14 protein-coding genes are annotated in these 23,406 nt (G+C 62.9%); 2 read left to right on the top strand and 12 right to left on the bottom strand.

The annotated features are described in order from the left end of the window. Window positions 1-1,368: 1,368 nt before the first annotated feature. The 6 genes from JWM94_RS11805 to JWM94_RS11780 all read right to left on the bottom strand — a co-directional run bounded on the left by JWM94_RS11805 (window position 1,369) and on the right by JWM94_RS11780 (window position 10,433). On the bottom strand, window positions 1,369-4,488 hold the full coding sequence (locus tag JWM94_RS11805; RefSeq protein ID WP_299426945.1) for a CusA/CzcA family heavy metal efflux RND transporter: 3,120 nt from the start codon (window positions 4,486-4,488) through the stop codon (window positions 1,369-1,371). Continuing rightward, on the bottom strand, window positions 4,485-5,627 hold the full coding sequence (locus JWM94_RS11800) for an efflux RND transporter periplasmic adaptor subunit (RefSeq protein WP_299426942.1): 1,143 nt from the start codon (window positions 5,625-5,627) through the stop codon (window positions 4,485-4,487). Before JWM94_RS11800 ends, JWM94_RS11805 begins: the two co-directional genes overlap by 4 nt. Continuing rightward, window positions 5,624-7,105, bottom strand: a complete 1,482-nt coding sequence (locus JWM94_RS11795) for an efflux transporter outer membrane subunit (RefSeq protein WP_299426939.1) — start codon at window positions 7,103-7,105, stop codon at window positions 5,624-5,626. Before JWM94_RS11795 ends, JWM94_RS11800 begins: the two co-directional genes overlap by 4 nt. 396 nt (window positions 7,106-7,501) lie before the next feature. Further along, window positions 7,502-8,086, bottom strand: coding sequence for a hypothetical protein (locus JWM94_RS11790; protein WP_299426936.1), 585 nt, complete (start codon window positions 8,084-8,086; stop codon window positions 7,502-7,504). A 239-nt stretch (window positions 8,087-8,325) separates the two neighbouring features. Further along, window positions 8,326-9,123 (bottom strand): DUF5681 domain-containing protein, encoded by a 798-nt coding sequence (locus JWM94_RS11785; protein WP_299426933.1) that lies wholly within the window; start codon window positions 9,121-9,123, stop codon window positions 8,326-8,328. Then, on the bottom strand, window positions 9,123-10,433 hold the full coding sequence (locus tag JWM94_RS11780; protein WP_299426930.1) for a DNA methyltransferase: 1,311 nt from the start codon (window positions 10,431-10,433) through the stop codon (window positions 9,123-9,125). Before JWM94_RS11780 ends, JWM94_RS11785 begins: the two co-directional genes overlap by 1 nt. Before the next feature lie 100 nt (window positions 10,434-10,533). Here JWM94_RS11780 and JWM94_RS11775 point away from each other — a divergent pair, with 100 nt between their 5' ends. Both JWM94_RS11775 and JWM94_RS11770 read left to right on the top strand, forming a co-directional pair. Beyond that, complete coding sequence (locus JWM94_RS11775; protein WP_299426927.1) at window positions 10,534-10,863, top strand: helix-turn-helix transcriptional regulator; 330 nt, start codon at window positions 10,534-10,536, stop codon at window positions 10,861-10,863. Continuing rightward, on the top strand, window positions 10,860-11,729 hold the full coding sequence (locus JWM94_RS11770; RefSeq protein WP_299426924.1) for an ImmA/IrrE family metallo-endopeptidase: 870 nt from the start codon (window positions 10,860-10,862) through the stop codon (window positions 11,727-11,729). Before JWM94_RS11775 ends, JWM94_RS11770 begins: the two co-directional genes overlap by 4 nt. Before the next feature lie 369 nt (window positions 11,730-12,098). Here the strand turns inward: JWM94_RS11770 and JWM94_RS11765 are convergent, their stop codons facing one another. The 6 genes from JWM94_RS11765 to JWM94_RS11740 form a co-directional block, all read right to left on the bottom strand. Then, complete coding sequence (locus JWM94_RS11765) at window positions 12,099-14,120, bottom strand: glycoside hydrolase family 97 protein (protein ID WP_299426921.1); 2,022 nt, start codon at window positions 14,118-14,120, stop codon at window positions 12,099-12,101. Window positions 14,121-14,131: 11 nt separating this feature from the next. Next, window positions 14,132-15,154 (bottom strand): cupin-like domain-containing protein, encoded by a 1,023-nt coding sequence (locus JWM94_RS11760; RefSeq protein WP_299426918.1) that lies wholly within the window; start codon window positions 15,152-15,154, stop codon window positions 14,132-14,134. Continuing rightward, a complete protein-coding gene (locus JWM94_RS11755; protein WP_299426915.1) occupies window positions 15,147-16,610 on the bottom strand; it encodes a tryptophan 7-halogenase in 1,464 nt (487 codons plus the stop codon). The genes JWM94_RS11760 and JWM94_RS11755 overlap by 8 nt, the downstream gene beginning before the upstream one ends. Continuing rightward, window positions 16,607-18,136, bottom strand: coding sequence for a tryptophan halogenase family protein (locus JWM94_RS11750; protein WP_299426912.1), 1,530 nt, complete (start codon window positions 18,134-18,136; stop codon window positions 16,607-16,609). Before JWM94_RS11750 ends, JWM94_RS11755 begins: the two co-directional genes overlap by 4 nt. Window positions 18,137-18,208: 72 nt before the next feature. Then, a complete protein-coding gene (locus JWM94_RS11745) occupies window positions 18,209-21,607 on the bottom strand; it encodes a TonB-dependent receptor (RefSeq protein ID WP_299426909.1) in 3,399 nt (1,132 codons plus the stop codon). Window positions 21,608-21,860: 253 nt separating this feature from the next. Further along, complete coding sequence (locus tag JWM94_RS11740; protein WP_299426906.1) at window positions 21,861-23,324, bottom strand: MFS transporter; 1,464 nt, start codon at window positions 23,322-23,324, stop codon at window positions 21,861-21,863. Window positions 23,325-23,406 lie beyond the last annotated feature (82 nt).

The raw sequence follows: 23,406 nt of genomic DNA, 5'->3' as shown, positions 1-23,406 counted from the left end.
GGACTGGGGGAGGAGGAGGCACCTCGGGTGGCTGGCTAGGCGGATCGACTGGGTGATCGTATTGGGAAACTAGCTCGCCCGCCGCGGCGGGCGACTGGCCCTCGGCAATGGCTTCTCGATAGATGCGATCACGCTCCTCCTGACTTCTACCAGGTTCCGGGCCGCTGCCCATCGCGTGATCGTACTCACGCACTAGCTCGGTCGCCTGAGCAGTCGACTGGCCTTCGCGAGTGGCCTCGCGGTAAATCTGGTCCCTTTCGCTTTGTGTTCCCCCTGTGCGTGGAGCCATCGCATTGTCGTATTCTCTTACTAGTTCGGAAGCAGCCGCTGGCGATTGCCCTTGGGCAAGAGCTTCGTTGTAGATCCTATCGCGCTCCAACTGATTTCCGGCCATAATTTGCCCCTCCTTGTGGGTCGAGAATTCGCTTCCAGTGTAATCAGTCGAGTATCACCCGGCGGCGCTCTTGGCGGCTATCCGATCGATACGAAGCCGAAACCAACTAATAGTCAAGTCTGGACGGTGCGGAGCATCGGACGGCGGTGGTCGGAGGCCGGCACCGCACAGGGACGACGCTTGGTATAGTTCGGCAATGGAGGGACTGCTCCCGCAATTCCGCGGATTCCAGGTAATCAAATTAGCCGTGGCGCGGCGCTATCTTGAAGGCAGGCTTTACGTCGACCGTCGTAGCGGTCGGCGGCGGCATCATCTTCAATGATCTCCAGGGCGGAATCGGATCATTCGATTTTTTCGAAGCAATGGCGCCGCGCGCGCATGAGCGTGCGGGAAGCACCAATAGCGGCCGCTCGACATAAGCGACATTATCAGTCTGCATCCATTGGGCCGTTTGCCGCGGGGCAGCCTTTGGTTGCCGGAACCAGACAAGCAGGGAGCAGCGGATTGCGTCAGCGCTTATTGTCAGAGGTACCACAAACTGATTAGCGTGCGGTCGCACGCGACCCAAGCGCGCTTTGACAGCAACGGGCGGAAGGTTGGACCTCATTCCAAAAAAGAGCGGCATGCGCTGGACGCCCGAGGAAGATGATGATCTTCGTCGTCATGTAGCGCGGCGCGAGCTTCCAAGTGAGATTGCTAAAAAAATGGAGCGAACACTCGACTCCGTCCGAAGCAGAGTCCTAACGCTCCACATCACGTTACCATCCGAGCGACGTCCGTGGCGTCATTTTGCGGGCCCGAGTTCTTGGGGAAAAAACCCGACGAGGTAGCATACCTGCCCCTTGGGGCGTGCGCAGTCCTACGTGGGCTCCCATGCAAACACTCGAGCGAGGAGTAGGGCCCGATCGACTTCAAGTATGCATGCGGCCGATCGGGACGTCAAAGCCGGCGACAGCGACAGTGCATCTGCGCCATCAAACTTCGAGGCGATCGTTCTCTTTCGCGACAAGGGTGTAAAGCGCGGGCATCAGGAAGACGATTATCAGCAAACACGCAAAAAGGCCGCTGACGATGACGAGTGCGAACGGACGTTGCGTGTCGGTACCGACCCCGGAGGCCAAAGCTGCGGGCAAGAGACCAAGCGCGGCCACCAACGCCGTCATCATGATCGGTCGCAGCCGGAGGATCGCCGCCTCCCGAATGGCGCCCTGAAGCGACACCCCGGTAAGCCGAAGCTCGTTGACATAGGAGATATAGACGAGCGCGGTCTGGACCGACACGCCGAACAGCGCGAGAAATCCGATGCCGGACGACACCGAAAACGGCGTTCCCGTCAGCCACAGTGCCAATATCCCCCCGACCGGCGCCGACATCATCACGCCGGCCAGCGTGATCGCGGGGAATTTGAAGTTACGGTAGAGCATGAACAGGAGCAGGAAGATCAACAGCAGCGTTATCGGCACGATCCCCATAAGCTGCGATCGGGAGGCAGTATAATCCTTATACTCGCCGCCCCAGTCGAGGCGGAAGCCGCGCTGCACCGGCACCTTGGCCGCGACTTGGCCCATGGCGTCCTTGACCGCGCCGGCGAGATCCCGGCCCTCGACCGAAAACTGAACACCGATGAAGCGGCTATTGTCCTCGCGATAGATGAAGGAGGCGCCGCTTTGTACGGAAATATCCGCGAGTTCCTTCAAAGGCAGATGCTGTCCGCCGGGCGTGGCCACCAGGATGTTGCCGATCGCGACCGGGTCGTCGCGATACTTGCCATCGAGCCGCACGAGAAGGTCGAACTGCTTTTCACGCTGCACCACTTGCGTGGCAACGTCGCCGCCGATCGCGGTCTGGATCAACCCATTGATGTCGTCGACGTTGATTCCGTAGCGGGCGATTTTCGCGCGATCGATCTGGATGTTGAGGCTGGGCTGGCCAAGTTCCTGGACCAGCGTGACATCGCCAATCCCGCGAACGCGTTCCAGCACGGCCTTGATCGCCTTGCCCTTCGCTTGCAGCGTGTCGAGATCGGGGCCGAATACCTTGACCGCGAGTGCGCTTTTCAGGCCGGTTTCGGCTTCATCGACCGCGTCTTCGGCGGGTTGGGTGTAGTTGAAGCTGATCCCCGGGAACGATTCGAGCTTCTTGTCGATCGCGGCGATCAATTCCGACTTGCTGTGATATGCGCCAGTCCACTGGGCGTAGGGCTTCAGCCCGACATAGAATTCGGCATTGAAGAAGCCGGTGGCATCGGTGCCGTCGTCGGGCCGGCCATGTTCCGACGCGACCGTCGTCACCTCGGGGAACGACGCCAGGATCGCCCGCACCTTGGGAACGATCTTGGCCGATTCGTCGAACGAGACCGTGTAAGGCATCGTTGCGCGCACCCACAGCGCGCCTTCGTCCAGATGCGGCATGAACTCCGCGCCCGTGAACAGTGCGAGGAGCAGCGAAGCGCACAAGACGACGCCCGATACGATCACCGTGCGCCGAGGGCGCGCGAGGCAATGGTCGAGGCCGCGCGTGTAGCTGGACCGGATGCGCTCGAAGATCGCGTTGCGCCGTTCGCGCACGCCGCGCCGCATCAGCCACGAGCACATTACCGGCAGCAGCGTCAGGGTGACGATCAGCGATCCGATCAGCGCGAAAATCATCGTGTCCGCCATCGGCTTGAACAACACGCCCGACGGCCCGGACAGAACGTAGATCGGCAGGAAGCTGACGCCGATCACGACCACCGAGTAGAACAGTGGCCGGTCGACCTCCGCCGCGGCGTCGCGGATGACCTCGATAACGCCGGGCGAAGCTTCATCGCGCTCGGCGAGCCGGCGGTAGATGTTTTCGACCATGATGACCGCGGCATCGACCAAAATCCCAAAGTCGATCGCGCCGATCGACAACAGGTTCGCTGACGCGCTCTGGAGGTCGAGACACATAAACGCGAACAGCAGCGAAAGCGGAATCGTCACGGCAACGATCAGCCCCGCGCGCACGTCGTAGAGGAAGAAGATCAGGATCGCGACGACGAGCAGCATGCCGCGCAGCAAGTTGCCTTCGACCGTAACGACGGTCTCGTGCACGAGGTCGGACCGATCGTAAAACGGCACGACCTTCACATCCTTGGGAAGCACGTTCTCGTTGAGATCGCGTGTCTTGGCTTCGACCCGTTTCAGAACGTCCTGGGTCTTCTCGCCGGTGCGCAACATGATCACGCCTTCGACGGCGTCGTCCTGCTTGCCGATGCCGAACTGGCCGAGCCTCGGGGCGATGCCGAGGGTCACGCGCCCGACGTCCTTGACGAGCGTGGGAACGCCGTCGTGCACGGCCACCACGACGTTGCCGATTTCTTCGAGCGTCTTGAGCTGCCCCAGACCTCGGACGTAGTAAAACTGGCCGCCTTGCGAATAGAATCCGCCGCCACCATTGCCGTTGTTCGCGGCGAGCGCGCTCTCGACCTGCTGCGCCGACAGGCCGGCGCCGGCGAGACGAAACTGGTCGAGCAAGACCTGGTACTGCAAGCTCCCGCCGCCGAAACCGGAATCATCGGCAACGCCGGCAACGGACGAATATTGTGGCTCGACGATCCAATCCTCGAACGTCTTCAATTCGGTCGGTGACCGGTCCGGACTTTGTAGCGTGTAGCGATAGATGAGGCCGGAGGGCGAAGTGAGCGGGCTCACCGACGGCTTCACACCGGCCGGCAGATCGAGATCGCCGATGCGATCGAAAACCTGTTGCCGCCCGAAATTGCGGTCTGCGTTCTGATCGAGCGTGATGACCACGTCCGACAGGCCGTAGAGTGAGACCGACCGGATGACGTTCTGCTTCGGGATGCCGTTCATCCCGTTTTCGATCGGGACGGTTATCTGCCGTTCCACCTCTTCGGCGGCGTGGCCCGGCCATTGCGTGATGATCTCAACGCTTGGCGGCGACAAATCGGGGTAAGCGTCCACCGGCAGACGGGTCCAGGCCCGCACGCCCGCGCCGATCAGGATAACTGCGAGCAGCAGCACGAGGATACGCTGCTCGAGGCTGATGGCGACAATCCGGTTGATGAACGACGAGCCGGTCGATAGCGGCGCGGACGGATCGCCGCTCATTGGCTCTGCATGAATTGAAGGAAGATCGCGCCATCGACGACGACCCGATCGCCATTCTGAAGACCGCTGGTTACATCGTAATGCTGAGCGTCATGATAACCGAGCGTGACGTGGCGGCGGGCGAAGCTCCCGTCGCGCTGGGCCAGATAAACGAACGGAAGGTTTTGATCGTCGCGGAGCACCGCGGACACTGGCACGAGCAGTCCAGTGCTGACCTGGCCCGATTGTATCGAAACGTTGACGTACATCTGCTTCTTGAGAAGGCCGCCGGGATTGGGGACAACGACGCGCGCGACCACGGCTCGCGTGGAGGGGTCCACCGACGCCCCGATGTTCTCGACCGTCCCATGGAACAGCCCGGTGTTCGTGCCCGGGTCGATCTCCGCGCCGTCATTGACTCGAATCGCGTTGAGATCACTGCCTGCAACCTGGACGAGAACCCAGACCTGCGAGAGATCGGCGACGGTAAATGTCGGGCTGGTCCCCGCCTGCAACAGCTGGCCAGGGGTGACCTGCTTATCGACGATGGTCCCCGACACCGGCGCGCGAATGATTCCACCGACGTTCGGTGCTGTCCTTCCCGCCATGATGGCGTTGATGGTGCCGCGATCGACGTTGAGCGCGAGCAGGCTTTGCAGCGCCGCATCCCGATCCGCGTCGGCGCTCGCCGCATCGGTCTGAGCCTGCGCGGCCTCGCGCGCCGCAATGCCGTTGTTGGCGAGCAAGTCGCGATCCACCGCCGCGACCCGTCGCGCGGTGTTGGCGGCGGCAACGGTCTTGCGATAGGTGCCGATCGCGGCCGCGAAATCGGCCGACTGGACCAATGCCAGCGGCTGGCCTTTGACGACATGCTGGCCGAGCGACACCAACGTCCGCGTGACTGGGCCGCTGAACGGTGACACCACCGCCGTCGCCTGATCGTTGTCGAAGTCTACCGTGCCCGGCGCTTCGATCCGCTGCTGATAGCCCAGCGGCACGACAGTATAGAGGGTGACACGGCTCAACTGGGCCTTGGTCAGGCGGACGTTGGCCACGGTGTCGCTTGCGTTGCCTTCTTCCGGTTCCGCCGCGCAGCCCGCAACGAGAACCAGCGCAAGCGCGACCGCTGCCGCTTTACGTAGCGAATATCGGTCGATCATTTTGTGCCCTGGTCCAATTCGGGTCTGTGCCACCAGCCGCCGCCGAGCGCCTGGAACAAGGCCGCAGTGTCCGCAAAGCGATCTGCCTCGGCCTGGACCAGCGCGATCCGGGCCTGCTGGTAGGCCTGGTTGGCTGTGAGAACGGCGAGATATGCCACGTAGCCGTCCTTATATTGCGCCCGCGTGATATCGAGGCTCGCCTTCGAGGCGTCCCTCGCGGCGGCTGTCGCCTTGACCGTCCGCGCGTCCTGATCGAGCGCCGTAAGCGTGTCGGCGACGTTCTGGAAGGCGGTCAGCACGGTACCGCGATATTGTTCGGCCGACTGCCGGTACGCGGCGCGCGCCGCACGCTGCTGGTGAAGCAGGGTGCCGCCATCGAAGATCGGCGCCAGCAACGCTGCACCAAGATTCCAGAAGCCAGTTCCCGGTCCGAACACTTGGCCGATCGCGAGCGCGGTACTGCCGGCGTTGGCACTGAGCGTGATATTGGGCAACCGGTTGGCCGTCGCGATCCCGACCTGCGCGCTCGCGGCGTGCAGATTGGCCTGGGCCTGAAGAATGTCCGGCCGCCGCTCGACGAGCACCGAAGGAAGACTGAGCGGCAGGTCCGACGGCAGCGTGAAACTTGCCAAACTGAATTTCGGCGGCGGCGCTTGCCCCGGAAACTGCCCGGTAAGCACAGCAATCAGATTGTTCTGCTGATCGCGCTGTTTGATGAGTGGCGGCAACGACGCTTCGAGCTGGGCGAGTTGCGTTTGCTGAGCGACCACATCAGCGCCGCTGACATATCCCTTGGACTTCTGATAGCTCAACACGCCCAGCATCTCGCGATCGATGCCGATCAGCTCGTTGGTGGCGTCGATCTGATCTTCGAGCGCTGCCTCCTGGATGGCGGCTGCGGCGACGTTGGTGCTGATCGTGACGTAGACCGCAACCATCTGGTACCGGCTCGCCTGCGCTTGTGCGGTGGCGGCCTCGACCGTTCGTTTGTTGAGCCCGAAAACATCGGGGACGTAGGAGACGCTGAGCTGCGGGGTCACAAGCGTGTATAAAAACGCATTGTTGCTCGGCACCGGGGCGAGCGCGCCGGACGGATCGCGTTCGCGGGTGATGCCCACGCCGGCTGATACTTTTGGCGCATACGAGCCGCGTTGTGCGCGCGTATTTTCTTGGGCAGCGAGCAAGGCGGCCTGCGCCGTCTTGAGGTCGGCATTGTTCGCTAGCGCCTGCTCGATAAGCGCATTGAGCGGTTTGGAGTGAAACAAGGTCCACCAATCGGCTGGGATGTCGCCGCCGCTAACAAATCGCTGTGCTTCTCCGCCGGGCACGTCGGGAGTCGCGACCGTTTTGTCAGGAGGCGTTGCCGTATAGCCAGACACCGGCGGCGCTGCTGGCTGTTTGAAATTTGGCCCGACCACGCAGCTTGTTGTCATCAGCGACGCGAGAAGCGGGGCAAGGTAGCGACGGTTGACGGTCATGGAAGCCCAAACTGAAATCGCCCGCTCTGCAGCGTGGATTAGCTAACGATCAATGGCGCGTGATGATGGTACTGGGCTAGGCTCGTCGCGACTTCCTTGTCAAATGCCGCCCGGCATCCTTTCAATCTGCAGCGGATGATCGGCACGGACGCACGCGATCAGTCTGAACGGACATCGGCTAGGCGTGATGGAATCGAGCGGCACCGCCTGAGCGAACCCCTAACGTCCGCTAACGACCCAACAGCAGTCATCTAACCTTTAATGCGATTATACGCGCCGCATAGGCGTCCGCCGCGTTTAGGTGGGCGCGCTTTACGGCGACATCCCCCGGTTCAACCGACATTTCGCGAGACTGGCGCTCCCGCATAACGAGATATGGCATGTCGTTCGGTTCGATCATGATGATGCACCTACTGCCACGGGACCTATTAGGGCTTCGATCGCCGCGTCGCCGATCCGCTTTGCCGTCTCCAGCGCTGCTGCCGGAGTGAGTGTTATGTCCACGTTTGGTGGACCGTGAATATGCACAGCAGGACCTGCCACTGCGGCATCGATTGGCTCATCGCGCACAGTTGTAGGGGCGGCTATTGGGTCGGCGGTGCTCGCTATCCAGTCTCTTGCGAGCACCATCGAAGTGAATACCTGCGCACGGTCGTCCGGAAGGCGCTTCGCCTGCAACTTGCTCAGTCCACCTGACGTGACCACCGCTGTCCGATGGGCGTGAAGGGGACCCAATCGCGCCACCATGGCCCGGAGCGCATCGGCAACGATGCTGGGGTGTGCTGCGCTCGATCGAATATCGATGATGAAACCTGTCGATCGACCGGAAGAATGAAGTTTTGCCAGCTTGAGACGAAGAGCGGCCTCATACGATCTCACTGTTTCCAACGACCATTGCCCCGTTCGGGTGACCGTCAGCAGCGGTAAATGAGGTTCGAGTCTGAACTCAAACATACGTTGTGCTCCCAGCAGCGGGAGCACTACAGTGTCTCTCAGTCCCCGCGTTGCCGTTAAGGATCGCAGGGATGATCCGAGCTAGCCGTCACGGGCGACATTGGAAAGAAAAGAAATGAGCCATTGTGGAGCGCGACGCCCAGCGTGCTGAGCCTGCCACTGGTCGCAGCACCCAAATGACTGCTAACCACCCAATAGCGGACATTCACGCCGCAGGATGGTTCAGGTTCGATCTGCTCGTGAATGAAGGGGGCGCCGTAAACGCATCAGTTTCGCGAGCGTGATCTGTGCTTCTTGCGGAATGCGTCGAGCGTCTTCCCTTCGCGGGAGGCATCGGCATGAAATGATCGATGTTCAAGCTTGGCCTTGTAGCGCTCCGGCATCAAATCATTGAGCAGATCAAAGATACGCTGTTCAAAGTGTAATTGCTCGAGCCAGAATGCGCGCTGTTTGTCGGTTCGAGCACGTTTGCGCAGTCCAGCATACTCCGTCACCTCCGCCTGAGCCTCGTCACGACGTTGTAAGCGCTTATCCCACTCCTTCTTCTCGCGTTCATCAAGCGGGCCATCCGTACGCACCGCGCCGGTGCGCATATCGATTACGATATCGTCCGGATGGGGAATGGGTGCAGGATCCGGCAAGCCTGACTTCGCACAGCGCTCGATCTCGGCTGTCCATCTTTGCTTGTACTCGAACGCGTTCTCCATCGCCGTGAGGCGTTCGCTTGCCTCGCGCGCCTCAACCGCGCGGACCACTTCGGCCAGCGCCTTTTGGGAAAGGCGGCTTCCCTTCATTGCGGAGATCGCGAGCGCGCGCATCGCGGCCTGAATGGCTGGGAGTTCGATCGTAGTGTCGCCCTCACGGATGGTCACCGGACGATAAGCCTCTTCGAGAATTAGCCTGTCTGTCGGCTGGAGCGCCGGATCATATGTCTTGGGCGCGTTCTTGCGACCCTTCGGGCGGCCACTTGGGTTACCGGACTGGCCCTTCTGGAACCGATGCTGGGTCGGTGGTCGTCCATAGCCGACCACCTCTGTGGACGGCGGCGGATCGCTATCGGCCATCAGGCCGCATTGCGCCGGTGATCGGCGACGTCCTCAAACCGATCATGGGCAGGTGCGAGCGTCGCACGCTTCCCGGTTAGCGCCTCCCACCGTCTGACGATTGTGTCGCAGTATATCTCGTCAAACTCCACCAGGCGGGCGCAACGCCCCGTTTTCTCCGCGGCGATGAGCGTCGAGCCTGACCCACCGAACCCATCGAGAACAATCTCTCCGCGGCGCGAACAATCACGGATCGCGTCTGCGATGAGCGCAACGGGTTTGACTGTAGCGTGCATAGCCAGCTCGTCCGCCCTGCCAGCCGACAAGCTGCTAATCCCGGCATAGTCCCACACGTTCGTGCGATAGCGACCGGTCTCACCGAGGCCAAAACTGTTGGTGTGCTCAGCGGCTCCGTTCTTGAATACGAATATCAGTTCATGCTTCGACCGGTAGAAAACGCCCATGCCGCCGTTGGTCTTGTTCCAGACGACGAGGTTCTTGAGCTCGGTGAACACCGCTTCGCCGGCTTCCAGCAGTTCGCCCATGTGGCGCCAGTCCATGCACACAAACGCTATTGCGCCGTCGCGCATGTGACGCGCGATGTTGCCAAGCGCATCGGTCAGAAACGACACAAATTGAGCGCGGCTCATCTCGCCGCTGGCGAAGGCGAACTCGCGGTGCTTGACGGAGCCCAGCCCGCAGACATTGCCATCGATCGCAACGTTATAGGGCGGGTCGGTGAAGACGAGGTCCGCTCGCGCTCCATCCATTAGCTTGTCCATGTCGGTTTGGTTGCGCGTGTCGCCGCACAGCAGCCGGTGCCGACCGAGCACCCAGATATCGCCACGCCGGGTGACCGGCGTATCCCCGATCACCGGCACCAGATCCTCAGGTGAGTCGCTGCCGTTTGGATCGGCATCACTGGCTTCATCGAGCACCAGGTCGATCTCAGCCAGGCTGAACCCGGTTAGTTCCGTCTCGAACTCGAGATCGACCAGCGCCTGGAGTTCGATCGCCAATATCTCCCGGTCCCAGCCCGCGTTGAGCGCCAGCTTGTTATCCGCAAGCACATAAGCACGCCGCTCGAGGTCCGACAGGTGAGCAAGGGTAAGGGTCGGGACCCGTTTTATGCCGAGCAGCTTGGCTGCTTCGACCCGTCCGTGCCCAGCGATAATCTCACCATCGTCAGACACCAGGACCGGGTTCGTGAACCCAAAGCGTTCGATCGATGCCGCGATCTGCTTGATCTGTTTCCTGGAATGGGTCCGCGCGTTCGCCGCATACGGGCGCAGCGTCGCGACTTCGCGCTCAACGAGATTCAAATCCCCCATCGCCGACTCCTGATTGAACAGTAGTGTCAATTATACTGAACGCTTGTCTTCGTCAATCCCTGGCGTATGCTGTCGGCATTATCGATTGAACGAGGCGGCCATGACCTTTGCTCGCAAGCTGCACGACCTGCGCATCGCGCAGCGTCGATCGCTACAGGATGTTGCCGACGCGATCGGGATCTCGAAGGCGCATGTCTGGAACCTCGAGAAAGGTCTTACGGGCAATCCGTCGATGGAACTGGTGATCAAGCTTACCGAGCTATTCCGGGTAAGGATCGCCGATCTGGTCGGTGATAATCCGGACGGCGAGGAGCAGCCCGCTGAGATGGTTGCTATGTTTCGCGACCTCAAGAAACTCGACCCCCGAGACCGGGACACCATCAAAATGCTCATGGAGCAAATGAAGAATCGAGGAACGGCTGGCTCGTGAAGATCAGCCGGCTTGATCTCGATGGGTTGGGCTCTCCGTTGGCCATCGCCAATTGCATCCATGTGCTTGAGTCCGACATGCCGATGGTCATTCCAGTCGAGGCACTGTGCAACCAGCTGGATATCATTTCGGTAGAGAACTTCGAAACCGAGAATTTCGAGGCCGCGCTGGTAATGGACGTCAATAAAGCGGCGGGTAGCATCCTTGTCGCAGCTGGCCGACCGCGCAAGCGTCGTCGATATTCGGTCGCGCATGAACTCGGCCACTTCCTTATCCCGACACACATGCCAGGCCCCGGCCACGGGTTCGAATGCTCCTTGGACGATCTGCATCTGCTTGATGTCAAAGAGCGGGATCGCCGCCGTCGTATCGAGGCAGAAGCCAATCGGTTTGCGGCCGCTCTGCTCATGCCCGTGCCGCGCATCCGTGCGGGCTTTTCGCCCAAGGGGCCGGACCTGGTCGATATCGTCCGCCTGGCAGCAGAGTTTGACGTCAGCAAGGAGGCAATGGCGCGATCATACGTCGAGGCCCAGCGGGAAGCGGTTGCGGTTATCTTGATCAGGCAGGGCAGGGTCATCCGCACCTATCGCAACGAGCAGCACTTCCCGTGGATCGTCCCGAGGGTTGGGGACGTGGTACCGGCAGGCTCGATTGCTAGCGCCTACGAGCTTCAGCCAGGGCAATACTCACAGGTCGAGGAATGCGATGCCGAGACTTGGCTGAGCGACCGCGACAAGCGGGGTGTCAGCGTCCTCACCGAGCACCTGCTTGCCCAACGTGACGGCTTTGCCATGCTCCTCCTTCATGCCGAACTTGGGGAGGACGATGAGGACGATCAGGACACGGTACTCCGCTCAATACGGTGATCTGCAATGCGCCCTGTTTGCGTATGGGCGCTCCCTGTTCGGACAATTTACATTCCCTGATCAGTCGATTTAAGTTCCCTGTTATCTCCACAGGGAAAATGCGCTCTGGAACGGCGGAAATCCGCCGTTTTCCGGGCCTCGGATCGGCCTAACGGCCGTTAGAAAAGCTCATATTCCCTGTAAATTCCCACATATCAGGGAATATCTGGAAGAGACTGGTTCGCTGCAGACTGCGTGGCGCACCACACGCTCAAGTCTCCCGCGCCATCTTTGGCAGGCCTGGGAGGCTCGCGCCCAGAAGTGGCGCAGGCCCGCGGGCGTTCGCGGTTATCAGCCGAGAGGACAACCTCGACATACCCCTTATCGATTTTAGCGGATGAGCCTGAAACGGACTGCAGTTCCGCCGCCGGGGGCGAGGTCCAGCGTCAGCGTGTCGGTGCTGGTCACGACCTTTTTCTCGATCGTCAGCGCGAGCGGGTTGGTGCGGTAATCGGCATTGGGACCGTCGCGGTAGATCTGCGCTTCGTAGGTTCGCCCTTTGGCCAGAAAACTCAGCGGCTGGCGGAGCGACCGGGCATTCTCGTCGCTGATCGCACCGAGAAACCAGTCATCCCCGCCCCGCTCTCGCCGCGCGACGACGACATAGTCGCCGATCTCCGACTGCAATGTCACCGAGGTTTCCCAATCGGTCGGCACGTCGCGGATGAACTGGAATGCCGTCAAGTTCTTCTCATAATTCTCGGGCAGGTCGGCGGCCATCTGGATCGGGGAGTAGATCACGACATATTCGGCGAGTTGGGTCGCCAGCGTCGACTGAACGCGACGCGCGACATCGTCCTTGCCGTGCGCGAGGTCGAAGATGCCGGGGGTGAAGTCCATCGGTCCGCCGAGCAGGCGCGTGAAGGGCAGGATCGTCAAATGCTCGGGCGGATTGGTCGGGTTGCCCCAGGCATTGTATTCCTGTCCGCGCGCGCCTTCGCGGCTGACCATGTTGGGCCAGGTGCGACGCAGGCCGGTATCCTTCACCGGTTCGTGCGCATCGACGACGATGCCGTATTTGGCCGCGGTCTCGGCGACGAGCAGATTGTGGCGGACCATGAACTGGCCGGCGAACCACTGGCCCTCACCATTGCGGTCGAGGATGTCGCCCGAATGGCGGACATAGCCGGTCTTGACTGCCGAGACACCGTAACGACGATAGAACGCCATCGCGTCGGCGAGCTGGTTTTCGTAGTTCACCACCCCGCCGCCAGTCTCGTTGTGACCGATCAGCTGGACGCCCTTTGACCGGCCGTAAGCGGTGATCGCGGCGATATCGAAATCGGGATAAGGCTTGGTGAAACTGAACTTGTCGCCGTTCGCGATCCAGTCGCCGTCCCAGCCCAAATTCCAGCCCTCTACCAACACGCCCTTGAATCCGTATTTCGCCGCGAAATCGATGTAGCGTTCGACGTTCGCGGTAGTGGCGCCGTGGCGCATCCCGCTGCCCCAAGTCGTCTTGTCGAGGTGCATTTCCCACCACACGCCGACATATTTGCCGGGGGTGAACCACTTGGCGATGTCGGGGATCTTGCTCGGCTCGTTGAGGTTGAGCTCGATCCGGCTGTCGGCGAGCGCGCCGGGCGTCTCGCCGATCAGTACCGTGCGCCACGGCGTCGAGAACGCGCCGGTCTTCTTCGCCAACGTGCCGTCAGGCCACGGCATCAGCCATGCGGTCAGCACGCCCTCGCCATTGCCCTGGAGCAGCATCGACGGGAAATCGATCAAGGCCGCTTCGTGGAACGACAGATACAGCCCGTTCGCGCCCTTCAGCGTCAATGGCGTCTCCGCGAGCGTGATGCGTCGCGCATCGGTCTGCGTGTAGAGATATTCGTCGCGTTCCTGGCCAAGGCCCTGATACCACCACGCTTGGTAGCCGCCTTGGGTCTTGAACTGCGTGCGTTCGGCGATGACCGCGACGTCCTGTCCGACCGGAATCGCGCCATAGGTGTAGCGAAAGCCGAACCCGTCATCGAACAGGCGGAAAGTGACATCGACCGCCTTGTTATACGCCGTGTCGCCGCTCAGCGTGACGGACAGTTCGCTGTGATTGTCACGGATGACGCGCTGTTCGCCCCACGGTTGTTCCCACGTCGTGTTCGACGCTGAACGTTTGGCGTTGCCGATCGCAGTGAAGCGCGCGGGCGCTTCGCCCTTGAAGGTCAGGCCGAGCTCGGACGGCGCTAGCACCATCGTGCCCTTGCGCGTCACTTCGTAGAGCGCCTGGCCGCCATCGACCCAGACACAGACCTCCAGCACCTTGCCCGGCGACTGCGCGCACTCCTTGCTCGCCGCGTAGGCGGACGTGGACCAACCGAGCGCGGCGATCAGGGCAAGCAAGCGACGATACATGCGCGGGTCTTTCATTGGGGAGGTTTGACGGCGGCGGACGCAAGTTGCTGACGAAGCGCAGCGCGGCGGGCGGGCGTCATCGCGCCCAGCGGCCCGCGCAACGGTGCCGGGATATGCGACACCACGTCGCCGCGCTCGTCGAACACGTGGGCTGCGATCATCTCGCGCCAATAGTCGCGCGCGCCGGGGGGCAAGTCGCGGAACGCCAGGATCGCCGTGAGGAAAGCGTCGTTCGGCTGGTCGCCACCGCCCCACCAATAGTTGACCATGGCGTTGTAGGGATCGAGTGAGGTGACGTGATGCCACCAATAGCGTGGCATGAAGAGCGCATCGCCGGGCTCGAGAAAGGCGACGCGCGCGGCGGCGATGGCGTCGCGATAGCGCGGGAAGCGCGCGAGGTCGGGCGCCTCGGGGTCGACCAGCGACAAGGGCGGCGGATTGTCGGGCGGGCCGATATAGAGGTTGCTGACCTGGTCGGGCGGGAACAGCACGAAGCGGCGGCGCCCGGCGATGACACAGGCGAGATTGTCGTCGCGGTCGTTGTGCGTGCGCGTGTGCACCGCGCCGCCGAGCCACAGGCGCGGCCCGATACCGGGCAACGCCGGCATCGGGTTCTGCGCGACGAAGTCGGGCATAGCCTGGTCGAGCCGCAGCATCTGAATCGCGACGGTCGGCACGTCGTCCTGGCCGGCCAGGCTTTCGATCCGATCGAGCGTGTGGCCGAGCGGTGCGGTCCGCTTGGTGAAGGTGAACTCGCGCAGATCTGGTCCATAGGCGAACTGACCGCGATGCCGCGCCGGTGCCTCCATCACCGGCACCGCCACACCGCAATCGAGGCGTTTGAAGTAGGCGTTGAGTGTCGCCGGCGATTGCATCCCGGCCGCGAGCGCGGGCCAAGTCGCGAACAGTCCCCTGACGATCGCCGGCTCGCTCGATGCGATGATGTCCGCGAACGCCGCTGCGTCGCGCACCGCGACCGAGGGCAGCGCGGCGAGATCGGCGGTACGCGCGGGGAGCCGCACCGGCTCAGCCATGACCGAGCGCTTGGCTATGAGTCGGCTGTCGCGACACCGTTTCCTTCACGAAGCCAAGCATCCGGCGAAACTGCGCCGCGATCTCCGCATCGTCGGTCGCGTCGATCCGCGGCGGCCAGCTTTCGGGCACGACGCCAAGCCCCGTCAGCAGCGCGCGCCAATGGTCGAACGGGATGCTGTCCTCCTCCATCGGGGGCAACTCGCCGCGCGCGCGGAACGTGGCGATGATGTGTGCGAGCGTCGGTTGTGGCGCGGCCTCGCGCCCGGCATGCCAGAACAATCCCGGATAGGGGGCGAGCGCGTAGATCGCGGCTTGATAGTCGCGCAAGCGCTCGAACGACGATCGCATAATACGGTTATACTCGGCGCCGCTCGGCGCGGCATCGGCACCCGCCGGAAAGTTCGACAGGAGGGCGATCAGCCCGAGCTGGACCGCGTGGAGGTCGAGATTGTGCACCGGGTCGAGCGCGCACGCCGCCGCGCCGATCGCGACGCAATTGTGCGCCCAAATCTGGGCACGGCATCCGGGGTTGGACGGGCGCAGCACTGCGTCGCTCAGCGTAAGTCCGCTCGCGGCGCCCGCGCCGCGCAGCGCGTCCTCGTCGCTGGTCTGGCCGCTGGCAAAGGCGTGGACGACATGAGTCGCCGCCTGACCGGGATAGAGCGCGGTCCACCCGCCGTGCCAGGCACGCAGTTCGGCATAGGTCGGGATCGAGTCGAACGCCGGGCCGCACGCGGTGAACACGCGGTCGACCGGGAACCAAGAACGCCAGCTATCCTGCGCGACGCCGAGCGTGACGCCGATCAGCGCGGCATCGTCGCCGGTCGCATCGACGAACAGGTCGCCGGCGATCGCGTGGCCGTCGGCGACGAGCGCGGTGATCGCGCCGGACGCATCGCGGTCGACGACGATATGGTTGGCCGCCACAACATCGACACCGAGCCGCGTCGCGACCGATTTCAACCCGCCGGCATAGGCGATCGCAGGCAGATGATAGCCGTAGTCGGCGCGGCCATAGGCTTCGCTCGCCTCGTCGGGAATCATCACGCGGCCCTGCCGCGCGGCAGCCGCGGTCAGCGAGAAGGCCTCGAACTCGGCAGGCAGCCCGGCGTCGCGCGCCTTGACCCAATAGCCGAAGAAATCGCGGTCATCGATTGGCGCGCCATAGCCGCCATAGGCGTTGAGGAATGCCGGCGTACCGCCGAGCATGTCGACGAAATTCTGCCCGAGCGAATAGGCACCCCGCGTGCCGCGCAACAGGTCGCGCTCGTCCAGCCCCAGCCGCGCGTGCAGCGCTTCGATCCCCGGCAACGTCGCATAGACATCGGACGGGTAGAGCTTGGTCGGCAGCTCGATCGCGGTAACCTCGACTCCCGCCGGGCGCAGCGACGCTTGAAGCACGCTGGCGGACAACCACAACGGCGCATCGCGGCCGAGAATCACGACGTGCTTCATGCCGCTGGCTCCAGCGCGGGCGCCTGACAATAGCTGCGGATGAAATCGCCATGTCCGGTCATGTCGGCGGCGTTGACGTCGATGCGATATTTGAGATCGGCGAGCTTTTCCTCGATCTCGGCGAGCGGAACCGCCTCTGCGAGCGGGCTGTGCGCGTCGGGCAGAATGCCTTGCCCGGCCAGAACCGCGAGCCAGCTGTCGCGTGAGAACAGCCCGTAGCGATAGTCGGGGGCTGCCGCCGAGGCCCGGAACAGCGCGATCTTGTGGGCCAGCCCGTCGGGCAGCTCCATAGTGCGGACGTGATCCCAGAGCGCGCCTTCGCGCCGGTTTGCCATATAGTGAAGCACGATGAAGTCTCGGCTGCGGTCGTAATGCACCTCGAACAGCCGGTTGAATTCGGCGGCGAGGCGCGGGTCGATGCCGCTGCGGCGCGTCGGCATCAGGTTGATCAGGTCCATGACGGCGGCCTGGATCAGGAAGATCGAGGTCGATTCGAGCGGCTCGAGGAAGCCTCCGGCGAGGCCGATCGCGACGCAATTGCCGGCCCAGGCGGCAGCGCGGCGTCCGGCCTGGAAGCGCAGCATCCGGGGCTCGCCGAGCGGGGCGGCGTCGAGCGCGCCTAGCAGCACGTCGCGCGCACGCTCCTCATCGGTGAAGCGGCTGGAGAAAACATAGCCGTTGCCGGTGCGATGCTGCAGCCCGATCCGCCACGTCCACCCGGCCTCCTGCGCGGTCGCGCGGGTGAAGGGAAGCAGCGGCTCGGTGCGGAGACTCGGTACCGCGAACGCGCGGTCGCAGGGCAACCAGTGGCTCCAGTCGCACCATGCCGTCCCCATCGTCTGACCGACCAACAGCGAGCGGAACCCGCTGCAATCGATGAACAAGTCGCCGACGATCGCCGCGCCCGATTCCATGGTGACCGACGCAACGTGCCCGTTCGACGCATCGCGCGCCACATCGACGACCTTGCCCTCGATGCGCTCAACCCCCCGCGCCGTCGCCCAGCGGCGGAGAAACGCGGCGTAGAGCCCAGCGTCGAAGTGATAGGCGTAGGCGTAAGTCGAGCGGATCGACTTCGAGTCTTCGTTGGGCAACTCGAACGCGTTGTTGCGGCATGCGGCGATCGCGAACGAGTAATCGTGCAGGTCACCTACATCGATCCCGGCGCCGCGCGCCCGCTGCCAGTGATGCTGGAAATCGACTCCTCCCCAGGGTTCGCCGAACGTGCCGAACGGATGGACGTAGCGATCGCCGGGCTGGTCCCAGCCGACGAACTCGATGCCGACCTTGAAGCTCGCCTGGGTCTCGCGCATGAACTGCGCCTCGTCGATCCCGAGCGTGTCGTTGAACACCTTGATGTGCGGCAGCGTGGCCTCGCCGACCCCGACCGTGCCGATCTCGTCGGATTCGATCAGCGTAAGAATATAGTCGCGCGCGGGTAGCAGTTTCGACAGCGCGGCCGCGGCCATCCATCCGGCGGTGCCGCCGCCGACAATAACGATCCTGAGCGGTGCTGTCTCTGCCATGCCCCTATTCCCTGCCGAAAAAGTGGGCGCCGCCTGAATCGCCAAGGAGCGAGCGGCGCCCAGTGGAGGAAATCAGAACTTGAACCGCCCGCCAATCGCGAAACGCCGGTCGACGACGCCCCAGTTGGAGTCCATGTAGACCGGCTTCGCGCCTGGCGAGACCGCGGAGTCACCGAATATCTGCTGCTGGTAGGTGACCCGCGTGTTGAGCAGGTTCTGGCCTTCGAGCGACAATTCGAAATATTTGGTGATCGAAAAGCGCAGCGACCCGTCGAGGAACCCGGCCGCCTTTTGGAACACCGGCAGGCCGATGCAGCAGTCCAAGTTGTTGGTCAGGAACCGCGACCGCCAATTATATGCGACCCGTAGCGCGATCGGACCCTTCTCATACAAACCAACGAGGTTGAACGAATGTTTCGAGATGCCGGCCAACTGGTGCGAGTCGATCACGGCACCACGTCCGCCGCTCACGTCGAGGCCCGCGCCCTGGCCGCCGGTGCCGCCGTTATCGAGCGCACCGACCGCGATCAGGTTGGAGTTCTTGATCCCGCTCTGGTCGACGAAGGTGTAGTTGGCCTGGATGCCCAACCCCGAGAACACGCCCGGTAGGAAATCGAAGAAGGTCTGGTAACCGATTTCGACTCCCTTCAGCTCACCGCCGCTGGACTGGTTGCGCGGGCCGCGCAGCAGCACGTTCTGGGTCGACCCGCCGTTCGTGAAAGTGCGGTTGAATTGCCCATACGAGATCGTGTTGTGCAGTTTCTTGTAAAAGAAATCGATCGAGAGCGACGACGACTTGCCCATGTAACGTTCAAACGTCAGGTCGAATTGGTCGGCAGTCATCGGCCGCAGTCCGGCATAGCCCGATTCCGCGTTGAACACGAAGTTGTAGCCGGTGACGTTGGCGGCCGTGTGTGCCGCTGTCGGCGAGTTATAGACGACGTAGGGCGAATCCGGTCCGGTGTTGATGATCGCCGAATTGATCGACACGTAGTTCCGCAGCAGACCGAAATCGGGCCGCGAGAGCGCACGCGAATAGCCGAAGCGGATATAGCTCTTGTCGTCGAGCCCGAGCCGCAAATTGAAGCTGGGCAGCACGTTAGTGTACGACGCCGCCAGCGAATTGGGAGAGCCGCCGCCGTTGGCGAACCCCAGGATCGATGGCGTCAGATAGCACCGCGGGTTGACGACAGCGGTTCCCGACAGCGGCGTCCCGCAGACGGGAAGCGCGTTCAGCGCCGTCGGCGTCGGATAGGCGACCGATCCGTCGCTGACCACCTTCGTCCGCACGACGCGGACGCCGATATTACCCTGCACCCGAACACCGCCGCCGAAGATCGGCCGGTCGCCGCCAAAGCTGAGCATGGCATAGCCCGCCGTGGTAGTTTCCGATGTCCGCGTGACTTCCGCCGGGGTGAAGCAATTGTCGACCGTCGCCTCCGTACGGTCGCAGATCGGCGTATAGCTGTTGAGCGGTGCGTTGGTGCGCGGTCCCAGCGCGGTGATCAGCGCGGGGAAGTCCTGCAGCGTCGCGCGGTTGAGATAGACCAGCGGACCGTTGGCATAGACCGCGCCATTATAGAAATTGCTGCCGAGCGTGGTCGACTCCCAGATGCCGGCGCCGTACCCCGCAAAGGGTGCATGTCCGGCTGCACACGCCGGATAGGCGCCGCCGGTCGTATTGTCGGCGTTGAAGCCGGGGCCGTTGCAGTTCCAGCTCGCCGCGATCGGCGTCCAGTTGAAGGTCGAATAGCGCACCGTCTGGTTGCGGTCGGCATAACGCACGCCGACCTTCAGCGAGTCCAACCAGCCGGTCTTGCTGAAATCGTATTGCAGGTCGCCGCGGAAGGCCCATTCGTCGGCGTCATTGTCCTCAACGTGACCCTGGATGAACGGGATCCAGTAATTGTGCGGATTCGACAGCCCGCCGCTCGCGTAATTGACGTTCGATCCGGGCAGCAGCGTCACCTTCGGTGTGCCGTCCGCATTCACGCTATATTGCATGTTGGCCATCGACCCGACCGCGACGAGGATGTCGTTATTGTTGGTCGAGGCGGTGATGCGCTGGCCGTCGAGCGTCAGGCGCAGATTGTCGCTGATCTTCCAGTCGATGTTGGCCGAGAAGTCGCGCGTGCCCTCTTTATGGTCGAAATTGCGCGCCTCGTTCTGGAAATATAGCCCGTCGCGCAGCGTCGAGCAGACCGACGGGGCGGCGCAATTGTTGACGAAGGGAAGACCCGGGACGGCCGATCCGGTGTTGATCGCGTCCTGCGTGCTACTCCAGCTGCCCGCCCAGCTGCCATGGCCTTGGGTCAGCACGCCCGAGGTCAGCATGCCGTTCGACCCGAAGGTCAGCGCAGGCGTGCCGTCGGCCGCGCCCAGGATAGTACCCGTACGGGGATTGAAAGCCTGTGTACCGTAATAATTGCCGTCGAAAATGACGTGGCTGGCACGCTCCAGCCAGGAGTTCTTGTATTTCGAATCGTTATATTGAAGCGTCAACAGGAACCGTTCGGACTTGTCCTGGAACTGGCCGGCCAGCGAAATCCCGCGCCGCGTGCGGTCGTAATCGACCTGCGAATAGCGGATCCCGTCAGGAATATAGGCCCAGCCGGTGCCGCCGAATGGATTGGCTGTGCAGCCGATCAGGCCGTTCGACCCAACATTCGCGGTTCCGTCCGGCTTGGTCGCGCCCGCCGAGCAATACGTGTCGATCTTGTCCATGATCACGCTTTCGGTACGCGTGATGACATGGCTGCGCGCGAAGTCGGCCAGGAAGCCGAAGCGGCCGATATTGGTCTCGAATGTGTCGCTAACCAATGCGGAGAATTCGCCGGTCCACTTCTTCGACCGGTCGCCATAGCTCGCCTTGCCGTTGCCGGTGACGACCAGCCCCCTCTGGTCGAACGGCAGCCGCGTGCGCAGATCGACGGTGCCGGCGATGCCGCCCTCGATCATGTCGGCGGTGGTATTCTTATAGGCGTCGATGCGCGACATCAGCTCGGGCGAGATGTCGTTGAAGTTGAGCCCGCGCGCGGCATCGGCGGAAAAGCTGTCGCGGCCGTTGAACTGCGTGCGGACGAACGGCAGGCCGCGGAGCAACACGCCGGCTGCTTCGCCCGAGGGATGGGTCGAATCGTCGGTCGATTGCAAGCGGGACACGGTGATGCCCGGAATGCGCGACAAGGCGCCTGACACCGACGTGTCGGGGAACGCGCCGATATCGGTCGCGCTGACCGAATCGACCACCGTGGCGGCATTGCGCTTGGTTTCTGCGGCGGTGCCCAGTGCAAGGCGCGTGCCGATGATCAGGATGTCGCTATCGCTATTGTCCGTCGCGTCGGCTTGCGGAGCCGCGTCGGTTGCGGATGTAGAAGGCGCGGTTTGCGCGAAGGCTGGCGCGGTGCCCATCATCGCCAGCGTCATCAGCGAAGCGCCGGTCCATAAGCGCCGGGCGTACGAATTGGTCATCGATCCCTCTCCCCTTGCAATCGCCCCTCATCATGGAGGCTTCATGCCATTCCCGTCCGGCGGCCAATTGCCGTCCGCCCCGTCGCTCCCGGCACCGCGAGACTTAGGCTCGATCGTCTACCGTGCAACTTATTGCACTTCTTTGCGTAAAATTTTGCGAGAATCAAGCACGATTTTGCCGGGTTATTATACCGCATGTCCGGCAAACGTTGCGTAAGTCGAATTTTTCTAGTGCAACATTTGCATAGATTGCTTATACGTGTTGCGAATCATCGATGGTCAGCGCGGCGACCGCGGCGGCCAATAGTGCCGCCGCCGCTAGGCCAAGGGCCAGGATCGCCTGGCCGCCGAGCAGATCGTTGACGATTGCGCCGAGCACCGTCGCGGCGACGAGCTGGGGGAGGACGAGGAAGGTGTTATGGATACCCATATAGACGCCCATCTTGTCCGGCGGCACCGCGCCCGCGATCATCGCATAGGGAAGTGCGAGAATGGACGCCCATGCGCAGCCGATGCCGATCACCGGCATCCACAGCAGCGTCGGATCGTCGATCAGCACGAACCCGAGCAGCCCCGCTGCGCCCGCGACCAGGCACGCGGCGTGAGTCGCCGGACGGCCGATGCGCTGTGCGATCGCAGGGAGCAGCAGGGCGCCCACCGCGGCGACAGCATTGTAACCGGCGAACAATATCCCCACCCAGTCCGCCGCTTCGTTATACGCGGCGGAAGCGGTGTCGGTGGTGCCGTAATGGTGCGAAGAGACACCGGGAATCGCGTAGATCCAGAAACAGAACAGCCCGAACCAGGTCAGGAATTGCACGACGGCGAGCCGGCGCATGACCGGTGGCATGTGCAGGATATCCTCGACGATCTCGAACAGACCAAGCGATCGGTGGCCGCGGCGGCGCATCGCCACCACCGCGAGCTGGGCGAGGCCGAAGGCGGTAGCGATCGCCGCCAGCACATAAATCTCGCGCTCGAGTCCCCTGGCGCTGGCCAGTACGGCGATCACCACGCCGCCGACCGTCCAGATCACGCCGCTACGCGTCAGCGTCACCGCGGCGGCCGCGCTGAGCAGTTCGGACCGGGCGTGATCGCGCGCGTCTGCGGCGAGGCTTTGGGGCGGCCGCTCACGGGTCGTAAGGACAGTCCACAGCACGGTGGCGACCAGCCCGGCCGCACCGATTTCGAAACTCAGCCGCACCGTTGCCGGCAACTGGCCCGGCGGCGCCACGCCGGCAACGCCGAACCCGTGCGACAGGATCCACGGCAAGGCGGACGAAAAGACCGCGCCGGCACCGATGAAAAATACCTGGACGGCATAGCCCTCCGTTCGCTGTTCATCGGGCAGATTGTCGGCGACCAGCGCGCGGAACGGCTCGGCAGCGATGTTGACCGAGGCTGTCAGCAACCACAAAGCCACGCTCGCCGCGAACAGGCTGGTGACGTTGGGCATCACGACCATCGCCGCGGCGGTCATCAGCGCACCGCCAAGCACGAACGGCCGCCGCCGGCCAAGCGGCCCCCAGGTGCGGTCGGACCAATAGCCGATCAGCGGCTGGATCAGCAGGCCGGTGATCGGCGCGGCGATCCACAGGATCGGCAACTGGGCGATTTCCGCGCCCAAGGTCTGAAAGATACGGCTGGTATCGACATTCTGCAGGCCCCAGACGATCTGTACGCCGAACAGGCCGATGCACATATTCCAGATGTGCAAGAGCCCGACCCGTGGGCGGCTACTCGTCACTCCCGGAGCAGCGCTGCTTCCCTTCGTCGCTTGCAAATCGTGTCTCGCAACC

Source organism: Sphingomonas bacterium, from assembly GCF_028289855.1.
GTDB lineage: Bacteria > Pseudomonadota > Alphaproteobacteria > Sphingomonadales > Sphingomonadaceae > Sphingomonas.
Note: the sequence above shows the minus strand (reverse complement) of the source record. Positions and strands in the feature narration are given on the sequence as shown.